General features: G+C 61.4%; 12 protein-coding genes. 7 read left to right on the top strand and 5 right to left on the bottom strand.

Translation table 11 applies throughout. From position 1 onward, the window contains the following. Positions 1–77 precede the first annotated feature (77 nt). The gene (locus HMPREF3157_RS07365) at positions 78–1,049 is read right to left on the bottom strand and encodes a sugar phosphate isomerase/epimerase family protein (RefSeq protein WP_070435999.1); all 972 of its coding nucleotides are present in this window, start codon (positions 1,047–1,049) and stop codon (positions 78–80) included. A 105-nt stretch (positions 1,050–1,154) separates the two neighbouring features. Between HMPREF3157_RS07365 and HMPREF3157_RS07360 the strand changes: the two genes are divergently transcribed. Both HMPREF3157_RS07360 and pdxY read left to right on the top strand, forming a co-directional pair. Then, positions 1,155–1,766 (top strand): thymidine kinase, encoded by a 612-nt coding sequence (locus HMPREF3157_RS07360; RefSeq protein WP_070435998.1) that lies wholly within the window; start codon positions 1,155–1,157, stop codon positions 1,764–1,766. Between the two features lie 41 nt (positions 1,767–1,807). Continuing rightward, complete coding sequence (gene pdxY, locus HMPREF3157_RS07355; protein WP_070435997.1) at positions 1,808–2,662, top strand: pyridoxal kinase PdxY; 855 nt, start codon at positions 1,808–1,810, stop codon at positions 2,660–2,662. Between the two features lie 220 nt (positions 2,663–2,882). Here the strand turns inward: pdxY and HMPREF3157_RS07350 are convergent, their stop codons facing one another. After that, positions 2,883–3,122: a hypothetical protein gene (locus HMPREF3157_RS07350; RefSeq protein ID WP_016664433.1), complete on the bottom strand. Its 240-nt coding sequence runs from the start codon at positions 3,120–3,122 to the stop codon at positions 2,883–2,885. A gap of 168 nt (positions 3,123–3,290) precedes the next feature. On the opposite strand from HMPREF3157_RS07350, the gene HMPREF3157_RS07345 reads away from it, so the two are divergent. Both HMPREF3157_RS07345 and HMPREF3157_RS10815 read left to right on the top strand, forming a co-directional pair. After that, entirely contained in the window at positions 3,291–4,790 is a 1,500-nt protein-coding gene (locus tag HMPREF3157_RS07345; RefSeq protein WP_070435995.1) for an MFS transporter, read from the top strand. A 17-nt stretch (positions 4,791–4,807) separates the two neighbouring features. Then, positions 4,808–6,172 (top strand): TetR family transcriptional regulator, encoded by a 1,365-nt coding sequence (locus tag HMPREF3157_RS10815; protein WP_246816554.1) that lies wholly within the window; start codon positions 4,808–4,810, stop codon positions 6,170–6,172. A 146-nt stretch (positions 6,173–6,318) separates the two neighbouring features. On the opposite strand, the gene HMPREF3157_RS10935 is transcribed toward HMPREF3157_RS10815, so the two are convergent. Both HMPREF3157_RS10935 and HMPREF3157_RS07335 read right to left on the bottom strand, forming a co-directional pair. Next, positions 6,319–6,675: a DUF6318 family protein gene (locus HMPREF3157_RS10935; RefSeq protein ID WP_371440682.1), complete on the bottom strand. Its 357-nt coding sequence runs from the start codon at positions 6,673–6,675 to the stop codon at positions 6,319–6,321. Positions 6,676–7,280: 605 nt separating this feature from the next. Continuing rightward, entirely contained in the window at positions 7,281–8,654 is a 1,374-nt protein-coding gene (locus HMPREF3157_RS07335) for a UTP--glucose-1-phosphate uridylyltransferase (RefSeq protein ID WP_070435993.1), read from the bottom strand. A gap of 51 nt (positions 8,655–8,705) precedes the next feature. Between HMPREF3157_RS07335 and metG the strand changes: the two genes are divergently transcribed. The 3 genes from metG to HMPREF3157_RS07320 are packed head-to-tail and all read left to right on the top strand — an operon-like array spanning position 8,706 to position 12,024. Beyond that, positions 8,706–10,502 carry a methionine--tRNA ligase gene (gene metG / locus HMPREF3157_RS07330; protein ID WP_070435992.1) on the top strand — a complete coding sequence of 599 codons (1,797 nt, stop codon included), beginning with the start codon at positions 8,706–8,708 and terminating at the stop codon, positions 10,500–10,502. Positions 10,503–10,517: 15 nt separating this feature from the next. Further along, positions 10,518–11,291 (top strand): ABC transporter permease, encoded by a 774-nt coding sequence (locus HMPREF3157_RS07325; protein ID WP_070435991.1) that lies wholly within the window; start codon positions 10,518–10,520, stop codon positions 11,289–11,291. 10 nt (positions 11,292–11,301) lie between these two features. Further along, a complete protein-coding gene (locus tag HMPREF3157_RS07320; RefSeq protein ID WP_070435990.1) occupies positions 11,302–12,024 on the top strand; it encodes a sirohydrochlorin chelatase in 723 nt (240 codons plus the stop codon). On the opposite strand, the gene HMPREF3157_RS07315 is transcribed toward HMPREF3157_RS07320, so the two are convergent. Beyond that, entirely contained in the window at positions 12,005–12,850 is an 846-nt protein-coding gene (locus tag HMPREF3157_RS07315) for a uroporphyrinogen-III synthase (RefSeq protein WP_070435989.1), read from the bottom strand. The two genes, HMPREF3157_RS07320 and HMPREF3157_RS07315, sit on opposite strands and share 20 nt — an antisense overlap. Positions 12,851–12,858: the final 8 nt, after the last annotated feature.

Here is a 12,858-nt window from a genome sequence, read left to right as displayed (position 1 = left end):
CTCAAAGCGCCCCATTATTGTCCACCGAAGCACTGGAGATTTGGTGAAAAATTGACCTGATCAGGGGGCAGCGAGGCTCAAACGTGACTGAGTTCTCTGCGAGCGAGCGTGAGCGAGCGTTTGATCGGGGCGAGCTTCGCCTCAAAGTTCCGGCTCGCGCCCGTCGCGATCTCCACGATGACAGACCCGCCCCATCCTCGAAGCGCGAGCCTTTGCAGAATTTCGGCAACCGGCTGATCGCCATCGCCCGGCACCAGATGCTCATCGCGCAAGGTGCGCCCCGACCCATCGGTGAGGTGGAGATGGCTGAGCCGATCCCCCACGCGTTCGATCATCGCGAGCGCATCATCCCCCGCCGTCGACGCGTGCGAAAGATCGATCGTGAGATGCGCGTAGTCCTCATCCGTGGGGTCGTGGTCGGGGTAATACGGGAGCACCTCGCGCACGCCGAGGCGCCACGGATACATGTTCTCGACGGCAAGCGCGATTCCGTAGCGCTCTTCGAGTTCAGCAACGATCTCCACGAAATTCTTCGCGTAACGTCCCTGCCATCGAAATGGCGGGTGGGCGACAACCGTCGGAACCCCAAGATCCACAGCGAGGCGCATCGTGTCCTCGAGCTTCTTTTTAGGGTCAAGGCCACCCGCGAACTGCAGAAAGAAGAGAGTTGGTGCGTGAAGCGACAAGATTGGAAGGTCGTACACGCGAGTGAGGGTCTGAAGACGCATTGCGTCACGCGTTGCGGGATTGAGAGAACACATGACCTCAACGCCGTCATAGCCGGTTTCACGCGCCGCTTTAAAGGTGTCCTCGAGGCCAAGCGGGAAAAGCGAAGAGGTCGACAGGCCCACGGGAATCGCGCGGTGCGGGTGGGCGCTCTCGGGTTGGGCACCACCCTCGTTTGTGCGTCCCGTTCCGTTGCCAGGGCCGGCTTCTCGGATTCCGACGCCTGCCCGGCTCCTCTCGCGCCAAACTTCCGAGTTTTTCCTCGCCTGATTTTTGCGAGTGAATACTTTTCGGCCGCCGGCGCTATCCTCACGTGTGCTCACGCCTTCACGCTAGCAAGGCCAGGTGCACTAAGGTTGGAAGGCCAGGTGCACTAAGGTTGGGGAGGATAGATTCGCGCACGGCGAAGGGACGCTCAGGAGGAACCGATGGCTAAGCTCCACTTCAAATACGGCGCGATGAATTCGGGAAAATCCGACACCCTCATTAAGACGGCCTACAACTACGAGGAACGAGGCCTCGGCACGATCACGGTGAAGCCCGCTATCGATACGAAGGGCGAGGACTGGGTGCTCGCCCGCGGAGGCGCAAAACGACGCGTCGACGTTCTCATCGAGTCTGGCCATGACTTGCGCGAAGAAATCAAAGCGTTCATCGCCGCACGCCCCGACCGCGACTTCCACGTGGTGCTCGTTGACGAGAGCCAGTTCCTCGACCGCGACCAAATCGATCAACTCTTTCTCGTCGCGAAAAACGATCAGATTTCGGTGATTTGCTATGGGCTTCGCACGGACTTCCTCGCCTGCCAATTCCCTGGCTCGTCGCGACTTTTCGAGCTGGCCGACAACTTCGAGAAGCTCCCCACGATGTGCCGCTGCGGGTCGCAAGCCGAGTTCAATTGCCGCAGCGTGAACGGCACGTTCGTATTCGAGGGAGATCAGGTGGCGATTGATGGCGCTGGCCGCGTGACCTACGAGTCCCTGTGCGGCACGTGCTATCTGGACGAAAAAGCCAAAGCGCTCGGCCCCGCCCTTTTCTAAACAGCGATGTGCACCTTTCAACTGCCTCCAAGGAGAGACGCATGAAGATTTTGACGATCCAGTCCGCCGTAGCCTACGGACACGCGGGTAATTCTGCCGCCGTTTTTCCGCTGCAGCGGCTCGGCCACGAAGTATGGCCCGTCAACACCGTCCTTTTCTCAAACCACACGGGCCACCCGACTTTCCGCGGTCCCGTCATCGACGCGAAGGACGTTCACGAGGTCGTTTTGGGGATCGAAGAGCTCGGCATTCTTGGCGAAGCCGACGCTGTTCTCAGCGGTTATCAGGGCTCCGCTGCCGTCACTGACGTCATCCTCGATGCCGTTGAGCGCGTCAAGAAGCACAATCCACGCGCCGTGTATATCGCCGATCCAGTGATGGGCAATGCGGGCGAAGGTTTCTACGTCGATTCCGATATCCCGCCGCTCATGGCGAACAAGGTTGTTCCGGCCGCGGAGGTGCTGACTCCGAATCACTTCGAGCTGGGCGTGCTCACGGACACCGATGTGTCCACTCTCGAGGGCACCCTCACTGCCGTCGAACAACTGCGCGCCGAGGGCCCCGAGACCATCCTTGTCACGAGCGTACTCACCGATAAAACCACGCCCGGCACCCTCGAACTTCTCGTGGCCGATTCTTCCGGCGCTCACCTTATTTCGACACCGCGCCTGAAGCGCAAGGTTCACGGCAGCGGCGATGTGACGACGGCTCTATTCACGGCACACTTGCTTGGCGGTGCCGGCCCCGTTGAGGCGCTTGAGAAAACTGCCGCGTCGGTGTTCGAGCTCATCGACCGCACCCTCAAAGTCAATGCACGTGAGCTCTTGATCGTCGAAAGCCAGGACGCGTTCGTCAATCCCGACACGAAATTCAAGGCCCACCCTCTCCCTCACTGAATTCCATAGGGGTTGTGGGGGTTTGAATCCACAGGGTTTAGGGGATATTGGCTCCTAGGTCGTTTCGGCTTTGACTCTATAGGGTCCTGAAGCTTTGATTCCAGCGCACTTGCGCGACATACGCCGCGTCATGAGGGTGGAGAAAAACGGCGAGAGCATTTCCGAAACGGTGCCGCCTGATTTTTCCCGACCCTTGCCTTGCCCCACGGGAGGCTAATATTTAGTTCTTCTTGCGCGGTTTCGTTAACGTTTTCTTCTCCGCGTCCGGGTTCAACGGCCCCAGCGTTTCCTTACCCCGCTGGGGAATACCGAGATACTCCGTTGGCTCTTCATCCCCCACAAGACGCGCCTGACGAAGATCCGAATACATCCACTTCGGTTCAGACCTCACCTGCACAGTGCCATCAATCGGCTGCCACGCACCCCCACCAACCGAAAACTCCCCACTAAAAACCGTCACCAACGACACCTCATACCACCCCTCAAACGCATACCCAAATGAGCGCCACGCTCGTAGTCACTGGCCTTAGGCGCCGTGAACAGGGAGTGACGCGGACCTCTCTCGCAGTAGACATAACTATACCATCCATCAGGTACAGTTACGTTGTTCACGATTAGGGAGAGGCGCATGTCCACGATGACGAAACGGCGACGCTGGTCGCTGCTGGTGACTGTCGGAGCGGGGCTCCTACTGATCACCCTCGACAACTCGATCCTGTACACGGCATTGCCGACACTGACCGAGGACCTTCAGGCATCAAGCACCCAGAGCCTGTGGATCATCAACGCCTACCCCCTGGTGATGGCGGGCCTGCTGCTCGGTAGCGGGACCCTCGGTGATCGCATCGGCCACACGCGGATGTTCGTCGTCGGCCTGGTGATCTTCGGGTTGGCGTCCCTGCTCGCAGCGTTGGCGCCGTCGCCCGAGGTGCTGATCGGTGCACGCGCTGTGCTCGCTGTCGGTGCGGCAGCGATGATGCCGGCAACCCTGGCACTGATCCGCACGTACTTCACGGTCGAGCGCGAGCGGAATTTTGCGATCGCGATCTGGGGCAGCCTCTCGGTCGTCGGGTCCGCTCTCGGTCCGATTCTCGGCGGCACGCTGCTCGAGTTCTTCTGGTGGGGCTCGGTGTTCCTGGTGAACGTGCCCGTAGTGGCGCTGGCGCTGGTTGCTACCTGGTTGATCCGCCCGGCCAATGACCCGGATCCTTCGAAGCGCTGGGATGCCGTGTCTTCGATACTGGTGATGATCGGGCTCGTCGGAACGGTGGTGGCCATCAAGGAGATCGGCCACGCGCCCCCGTCTGTCGCGACCATTGTTGTTGCGCTGCTCGTTGCTGCCATCGGGTTCTGGCTCTTCGTGCGCCGTCAGCGGCGCCTGGAGAATCCGCTGCTGGAGTTCTCCATCTTCCTCAACCCGGCGTTCAGTGCTGGCGTGCTCGCCGCGGCGTTCGCGATGTTCGCCATCGGTGGCATCCAGCTTGTCACCACGCAACGGTTCCAGCAGGTCGTCGGCTTCAGTCCGCTGGAGGCTGGGCTTTTGCTTGCCGTGATTGCCGTGGCCTCGTTGCCGACAGCGCTCCTGGGTGGTGCCTTCTTGCACCGTGTCGGGCTGCTCGCGCTGATCACCGGTGGTCTCGCCGTCGCCACCGGCGGCGTCGTGGTGACGGTAGTCGGGTTCCAATCATCCTTCGGCGTGCTGGTTCTCGGCCTTCTGGTGACGGGTGCCGGTCTCGGAGCTGCCATGTCGGTCGCCTCCACCGCCATCATCGGGAACGTGCCGGTGCGCCGTGCAGGCATGGCCGCTTCCCTCGAAGAGGTCTCCTACGAGTTCGGCAGCCTCATCGCCGTGTCCGTGCTCGGAAGCCTGCTCACGGCCATCTATACCGCCAGTGTTGTCCTCCCCAACGGTGCACCGGCGGCGGCTGGTGACGGTATCGCCGAGGCACTGGAGGCGGCGCAGGGAGACGCCGCCATCATTCAGGCGGCCTCCACGGCCTTCGACTCCGCGTGCCTCGTCGTGATGCTAGTCGTTGCCGGCGTCCTGGCAGCGGCCGCTGTCATCACGGGAGTGCTGCTGCGTCGGTACCTGCCTGGCACGCAGTCACAGCTGCACTCCGAGCACTGACCACGAAAGGACCGCTCATGCGGACCAGCAAACGAGACTCCATCCTCCAAGCCGCCCTCCACGTTGTCGAAACCGACGGCGTCACGGCCGTCACGTACGAATCGGTGGCCGCCGCCTCCGGACTCACCAAAGGTGGGCTGCTCTACCACTTCCCCTCGAAGGACGCCCTGGTGCTCGCGCTGCACGAGCATCTTGCCGAGCGCTGGGACCACGAGATGATCAACGTCCTGGGCAAGGACCCAGACGAGGCAACGCAGGACGAGCGCGTCACCGCCTACGCCCGCGTGAGCGCTCGCAGCGCCACTGGCCCCGAGCTGCTGCTCATGCTCGAGGCGAGCACCGACAGCGAGCTCAACAAGCCGTGGAGAAGGGTCATCTCCCGATGGATACCCGACCCTGCCGAGATTGACCCGACTGACCCTCGGGCGCTGCAGAAGATGGTCGTGTACCTTGCCGCCGACGGACTCTGGCTTAGCGAATCCGTCGGAGCCGCCCCCCCCTTCCGCCCGAACTGCGCGCCGCGCTGGCAGAGCACCTCGCCCACTCCGTTGCGGACGCAGCCGGAACCTCGAGCAACGCGGCGAACCGATGAGCGCATCCATCTCGTAGATCTGAACCGATCCAGGTTCGCTGCCGCTGCCTTTCGCCTTCTCAAGAGGCTGCTCGTTCGCGGCCTCGTCGAGTCAGTGCCATACAGGGGCACCCCAGCGGGACAGTTACGGCGCAGTAGTTTACTGTTGCCAATAGGCTCGGTCTCGCCATTTTTGCGACACATCTGTCGCACTGGGTATACCCCATCGACACATCCTTACTCGGAAACGGCCTACCGGGAAACAAAGTCGTCAACACCGTCCCATCACCAAAATCCCAGATATATTTCACCGGCGTCGCCCGCACACTCACAGCCCGACCAAGCATCTCCACCTCAAAAGTCTGCACCCGAGACTCCGCCCACACCACCATGTCCAACCCAATCGGAATCCACTCTCCCGGCGGCCCCAAATGCGCCACAAGCGGCTCCACACCAAGCGACCGAAAATCCTCCTGCGACACCACCGGCATCACAGAACCACCGCCACCCGAGCTCGAAGACGGCGACGAACACCCCGACACACGCTCCGTCCCCAAAATCGGCGCCCCCGTCGATACCTCTACCTCATGTCCCACCACAACTGACGCCCCCGGAAACGCTACCGGACACGCTGCCCGCGCAGTGCGACAAAACGACGTCACAGCAAGCAACCGAAACACATCAGGCCCACCACTACGACAACCCAAATCCCGATCACTCGCCGACACCCACACCCGCCGCGGGCCATCCGTCACCGCATCACGCTTGCCCGAAGGTTTATCCGGCGCCCGCCCATTTGACCCGCCATTAATGAGGCCTCCAGGTTTTCTACCCTCGATTATCAAAGATCCAGTTTCAGCGACTCCATCAAAATCAATATCTGAGTTCTCTTCACCTAAGACCGGTGCCGACCAACTTGAAATGGCGATTGCCGCACCAATCAACAAGCCGAAAATTTTACCGCGAGACACCGTCCGCCCCTTTCCAAACACCCTCTTGGATCTTCCAAGATCCGTTCAGGTAACGGAGGCGAAATGCTGATGCTTTTCTTTCACATTTAACCGTTTCACTACTTAGGCCCGGCTCTGTCACCACCACATCGTTGACGGTGTACCAATATTCCACTTGAGTGAAGTCGTCGTTAGTCTCAACGACCCAAATATCATCTTCAGAGATCTCGGCGGGCGAAATATGTTTAGACTTCTTCCGCCACCGATCTATGCCGTCAATAACACGTTGGCAATTTTCGCACTGACGGGAATCAACCACGTTCCCTAGCGGTTCCGTATCGCCCGTGGCATACCCGTAATACATCCATCAACAAAGTACCTAGCTGTCTCCTGGGCGCCCTGATCGGTTTCGTACTTTATGCCCGTGTAGTCCTTGAAATCAGGAGCCTCGAGCGCCGCGTTTTCGGGCGGAAGATTCGGCGTGCGGCCGGACGCTTCACCACCGCCATCACTGCCACCACCCGAATCTGCACCGCCAGCATCACTGCTCAAGGGAGAACTGGATGACTGCGCGGCAGGCGTCGGACCACCCGCAGACTCACCACCGCAGCCCACGAACCCAGCCGCCACCACAACCGCGACACTCAACGCACCAAGAACCTGTGCCCGCCCGCTCCGCATGCACTCCCCCATCTAGCTCGACGAGGCCCCACTCCCCCGAGCGAGGCCCATGTCACATAGCCAACCAGAACGCTAGGGCCTGTGCAACGGGTGTTTGGAAATTGTGGAAGCTCTTCATGGGCGAAGAGAGTTTGGCAAGCCGGGATGCGCTCGACTTAGCGGCGCCTCGCCTCGACCATACGCGTCAATGACGATTAGGCGGCGGCGTAGCATGGAAACAGGGGCCTGGGCGGGCGAAATACGCCGGCACCAAACCCCCGCAACCTCTATGCAATTCGAGGAGGGGAACTACGGGAGGATTCCGCCCTCAGCTCCGAGGGTCACGTCACCTTCAATACGGGCGCCCTCATTGAAAGTCCAATCCCCCTCAACGGTCAGCGAAGACGCGTCTTTAAGGCTCGGCGCACCACCCGGGAAACGCTTCTCGAAGTCACCCACGAGCTTGTAGGGGCCGTCGGCGAGTTTGACGAGCGGCGCCTTGTCCACGACCTTCTCAAGAGCGAACTCGTCGCTGAGTGCATACACGTCGGAGCGCACGAGCAGCAGGTCGCTCGTCGTTTTCACCGGCAGGAAACGCGAACGGTCCACGACAATCGCGGTCGCGCCCTCGAACACCTCGATGGCCGCTCCCATCGCCGATTCAATCTGGTAGACGGGGGTGCTCGACTTATCGGAAGGATCAACAGTCTTTTCGTTGCGGATGAGTGGAAGGCCCATGACGCCCTCACGCTCGGTGAGGATCTCCTTGAGCTTCACGAGATCAAACCACAGGTTGTTCGTGTGGAAGAACGGGTGGCGGTGTTCATCGGTGAAGTACTCCATCTGCTCCGCCGGGGTTTGGGCGGTATCACGCAGGATGAGGCGCGAGTCGGATTTGCGGATCGCAAGGTGCCCGCCCTTGCGGTCTGCGGCCGTGCGACGGCACAGCTCCGCGGCGTACGGTGCACCCGAGGCGGCAAACCACCCGGCAATCTCGGGCGAAGGAACCGTGCCGAGGTTGTCCGAGTTCGAGATCGATGCGTAACGAAAGCCCTGCTCAAGAAGCGCATCGAGCACGCCTGAGGTAAGAAGCGCCGTATAAATATCGCCGTGGCCCGGCGGGCACCATTCCAGCTCCGGGTTTTCCGGGAACTCCACGGGGGTGAGGTCATCGCGCTTGAGCTTTGGCTCCTTGTTCTGGAGGAAGTCAAGCGGCAGATCCCCCACCTGAAGATCGGGATATTTGGCGAGCACCTCGAGGGTGTCTTCGCGCGTGCGGAAAGAGTTCATAAACAGAAGCGGGAGGCGCGCTCCGGTCTTCTTACGGGCCGCGAGTACTTGCTCAACGATGATCTCGAGGAAGCTCTTACCATCGCGCACCGGAAGAAGGGATTTCGCGCGGTCCATGCCCATCGAGGTGCCAAGGCCACCGTTGAGGTTAATGACAACGAGCTTCGAGAAAGCATCCTTCGCAACCTCGGGATCCACCTCGACATCGGCGAGTCGATCCACCTCGGTGAGCGGCGAGATCGTCTCTTCCGGGATCGAACCGGTCACGCCCTGCTCGAGCTGGTGGTAAAAGTCGCTGAAGACGTTAATGGCAGCTTCCGCCACGCCCGCCTCGCGCATTTTCTGCTGGGCGAGCGTGAGTCCGGTGGCATTCGTGTCGTTGTCGTAACTCATGCCCCCAGGATAGGACGCTTCCCTCATAAAAAGTCGTAGAATTGGAGCCCTATGAGTACTGTGCTTTCTGCTGTTGCCTGGCCCTATGCAAATGGACCCCGCCACATCGGCCACGTTGCCGGATTCGGTGTCCCTTCCGATGTGTTCTCGCGCTACATGCGCATGGCCGGGCACGACGTGCTCATGGTCTCGGGAACCGACGAACACGGCACCCCGATCCTCGTGGCTGCCGATCAAGAAGGAATTACGGCGCGCGAGCTTGCCGATCGCAACAACCGCGTGATCGTCGAGGACCTCGTTAATTTGGGCCTTTCCTACGACCTTTTTACTCGCACGACCTCGGGCAATCACTACGCGATCGTGCAGGAAATGTTCACGACCGTGCGGGACAACGGCTACATGATCGAGCAGGTTACCCGCGGCGCGATTTCTCCCTCGACCGGCCGCACTCTCCCCGACCGCTACATAGAGGGCACGTGCCCTCTGTGTAAAACGCCGGGCGCCCGCGGCGATCAGTGCGATGCGTGCGGCAACCAGCTCGACCCGACCGATCTCATCGACCCGGTCTCCCGCATCAATGGCGAGACCCCGAAGTTCATCGAAACAACGCACTATTTCCTCGATCTTCCCGCACTCGCCGACGCACTCGGAGCGTGGCTTGACGAGCGCGAGGCCACGGGGCTGTGGCGCCCGAATGTCATCCGCTTTAGCCAGAACATCCTCAAGGACATCAAGCCGCGTGCGATGACCCGCGATATCGACTGGGGCATTCCAGTTCCGGGATGGGAGGATCAGCCCACGAAGCGCCTGTACGTGTGGTTCGACGCCGTGATCGGCTACCTCTCCGCTTCGATTGAGTGGGCGCGCCGCACGGGCGATCCAGAAGCGTGGCGCAAGTGGTGGAACGATCCGGAGGCTCTTTCCTACTACTTCATGGGCAAGGACAACATCGTCTTCCACTCACAGATCTGGCCGGCCGAGTTGATCGCCCACAACGGGGGCGGCAGCAAGGGCGGTGAGCCCGGCAGGCTTGGCACGCTTAATCTTCCGACGGAGGTTGTGAGCTCGGAGTTCCTCACGATGGAGGGGAAGAAATTCTCGAGTTCCAAGGGCGTCGTTATTTATGTGCGCGATGTTCTCGAACGCTACCAGGCCGATGCACTGCGCTACTTCATTTCCGCGGCGGGCCCTGAGAACCAGGATGCCGACTTCACGTGGAGCGAGTTCGTGTCACGCACGAATAACGAGCTCGTTGCCGGATGGGGCAATCTTGTGAACCGAACGGCCGCGATGATCGCGAAAAACGTCGGTGAGATTCCCGCCGCCGGTGAATTCACGGATGCCGATAACGCCCTTCTCGCGAAGGTCACCGAGGGCTTTGACACCGTCGGAAACCTCATTCGTACCCACCGCCAGCGTGCCGCGATTAGCGAGATTATGCACCTCGTGGGTGAGGCAAACGCTTATGTCTCGGCGACCGAGCCGTTCAAGCTCAAAGCGGAGGAGGAACGGCCCCGCCTGCTCACGATCCTTCACGTGCTCGCGCAGGTCGTCACCGACCTCAACACCATGCTTGCGCCGTTCTTGCCGTTCTCTGCGAACGAGGTGGAGAAGGTGCTGGGCGGCACTCTTGAGGTTGCGCCGATGCCGCGCATCGAAGAGGTCGACGATCTCGACGCCGACGGCTCATACCCGATTATTACGGGCGACTACACGAACGTTCCTGCGTGGGGCCATCGCCCGGTCACGGTCGGGGCGCCTGTCGCGAAACCGAAGCCGATCTTCCGCAAGCTCGATCCGAGCATCATCGAAGAGGAACTCGAGCGCCTCGGTGTCGATAAACAGTAGGTTCGGGAGCTGGGCGTGAGCACATCTGTTCTTCTCGCGACTGCTTTCGCTCTCGCTCTGTGCCTCACTTTGACGCTCGCGCTCCGGCGTGCGTGGAGCATTCCCAAGTGGGCGGATCCTGCCGTGGCCCTCGTGCGGGCACTTTTGCAGCTTGCGATCCTCGCAAGCGTCCTTAGCCTCGCGATCACGAACGTTGCGTACGTCTTTCTCGCGCTGCTCGTCATGCTCGGCTTTGGCATCTGGACCTCGTCGAGGCGACTTGGCGGTGATGCACGCACCGTTGTGCTCGTCGCGATCTCGATGAGCACGGCTGTAGCGGTGTCTGTTCTTACCGTCTTCCTCACGGGGGCACTGTCCTTCACGGGACAAAACCTCCTTGCCTTCGGCGGCATTATTACGGGTAATGCCATGAGCGTCGTGACCCTCTCGGGCCGCAGGCTCAGCCAGGACGTCGCGCAGCATTGGGGTGAGATCGAGGGGTGGCTCGGTCTCGGTGCAACGAATCGCCGGGCGGTGCGCGATATCGCGTCCAAGGCCATGAGCGAAGCCCTCATCCCGAATGTGGATCAAACCCGTGTCACGGGAATTGTGACCATGCCAGGGGCGTTCGTGGGGGCCGTGTTCGCGGGTGCTTCCCCGCTTGAAGCTGGCCGGTTCCAGCTGCTCGTGCTCGCGGGCATCATGGCAACCGGCACGATCGCGGCAGCACTCATAATGTGGGGATCCGATCCCGTTGCCGCCGGCCGGCCGGGGCGAGCCGAGAATAACAAGGAAACGCACGTCGGGTAGGGTTTTTAGCATGACGTTATCGAACGCCCCCGCATTGATAGGTATCGCCCACGGAAGCCGCAACCCCGATGCCGCAGCCGTGACCGAGTCCCTCGTTTCCACTGCGGGAGCCCGCCTCGGCATTGAGGCTCACGCAGCCTATCTAGAGGATTTTGCCTCGCCTTCAATTACCGAGGTTGCGAAAATGCTCGCTGAACACGGGTATTCCTCCGCTGTCGCGGTGCCGCTTCTATTCACCGAGGCCTACCACGCGACCGAGGACGCACCGACCGAGCTGCGCGAGGCGAAAGCCGCCCACGGGATCGAACTCGTGCAGGCCGAGGTGCTCGGCACGGGCGCAGAGATGGTGGACGTCCTCGCAACGCGGCTCGACCAGGGCGAGGGTGAGAATCCACGCGGCGAGATTATCCTCCTCGCGGTTGGCTCGTCGCGCCCGGGTGCAAACGAAGCGGTTCAAGCGCTCGGCGATGACCTCGCGGCGTGCACGGGACGCAGCGTTCGCGTACGTTTTGCCACGTGCGAGCCGCGCCTCAACGATCGTCTCGAAGACGCCAAGGACCCAGGAACTGTGGTGCCGCTATTCGCCGCCCCCGGCTTGCTGCTCGATAGGGCGCGCGAGCGTGCCCAGGACGCGGGCTGGCTGGTCCTCGACCATCTCGGCGACGCCCTAGCCCCGATCGTGGCTGCGCGCTACGAAAGTGCGCTTTCCAGGCTCAACGCTCGCGAGACCTGAGCTTTTCTCCCATGAGCTTGACCATTGCGCCGAGCCTCTCGCGCTCGGGGTAAAGCGGGCGTAGCCCCTCATCTTCGAGCGGCTCGGCGGTCACGTGTCCGACAGCGACTGGGCACACGTCGTTGTCGAGAGCTTCGAGAAGCTGTGTGCGAGCCCCCAATTCCTCCGCGACTTGGAAGAGCGCGACTACGGCTGGCGCCGCGGTGAACGTCACCGCATCGACCTCTCGTGCGATGATCGCGTTCACGAGAGTGTGGACCGGTGCGAGATCCTCGGCGAGTTCCCACCGATACGGTGCCACAACGTAGAGTTCACGGTCGCCGAGCGGCGCGAGAGCCTTGTCTGGGACGTATCCGTGGCGCTGAAGCCCCACTGGCCCATCGGCGATACCGAGTTCGAGCGCGAGCTCGACCATCGACGTGCTTGTTTCTTTCTCGCTGCTCGGAGCGTCGGGAAGACCCCACTTGCGAACGGTGCCACGGCCCTTAGATCCGCGGCAAATGATCTGTGTCGTGGAGAGGTAGTCGAGGACCCGTTGCTTGAGAGGACCCTCAAGGATGTCGAGCCACGAATTGATGCCCTGCCCGGTCGTCACGAAGAACGTCGGCGGGGCTGCCTCGAGAAGAGCATGGGTTTCTTCGATCAGTGCCGTGTCGTCCTCGACTGGAACGATACGCATCGTGGGAGCATGGAATGCTTCGGCTCCGGCGCGCTCGAGAGCAGCGATTTGGTCATCGGCACGTCGTGTAGCGGTCACGGCCACGCGCAGACCGGCAAGAGGACGCTCAGTCGGTCCGGCTGCGGCGGTCGGGTTAGGGATGCTCATGGGAACTC

It is taken from the genome of Dermabacter sp. HMSC06F07 (assembly GCF_001807345.1).
In the GTDB taxonomy this organism is placed as follows: domain Bacteria; phylum Actinomycetota; class Actinomycetes; order Actinomycetales; family Dermabacteraceae; genus Dermabacter; species Dermabacter hominis.
This window is presented reverse-complemented; position numbering and strand designations above follow the sequence as displayed.

Coding starts and splice junctions, on each gene's coding strand:
- HMPREF3157_RS10935 (WP_371440682.1), bottom strand. CDS start 6,675: ATGTATTACGGGTATGCCACGGGCGATACGGAACCGCTAGGGAACGTG.
- HMPREF3157_RS07345 (WP_070435995.1), top strand. CDS start 3,291: ATGTCCACGATGACGAAACGGCGACGCTGGTCGCTGCTGGTGACTGTC.
- pdxY (WP_070435997.1), top strand. CDS start 1,808: ATGAAGATTTTGACGATCCAGTCCGCCGTAGCCTACGGACACGCGGGT.
- HMPREF3157_RS10815 (WP_246816554.1), top strand. CDS start 4,808: ATGCGGACCAGCAAACGAGACTCCATCCTCCAAGCCGCCCTCCACGTT.
- HMPREF3157_RS07320 (WP_070435990.1), top strand. CDS start 11,302: ATGACGTTATCGAACGCCCCCGCATTGATAGGTATCGCCCACGGAAGC.
- HMPREF3157_RS07360 (WP_070435998.1), top strand. CDS start 1,155: ATGGCTAAGCTCCACTTCAAATACGGCGCGATGAATTCGGGAAAATCC.
- HMPREF3157_RS07315 (WP_070435989.1), bottom strand. CDS start 12,850: ATGAGCATCCCTAACCCGACCGCCGCAGCCGGACCGACTGAGCGTCCT.
- HMPREF3157_RS07335 (WP_070435993.1), bottom strand. CDS start 8,654: ATGAGTTACGACAACGACACGAATGCCACCGGACTCACGCTCGCCCAG.
- metG (WP_070435992.1), top strand. CDS start 8,706: ATGAGTACTGTGCTTTCTGCTGTTGCCTGGCCCTATGCAAATGGACCC.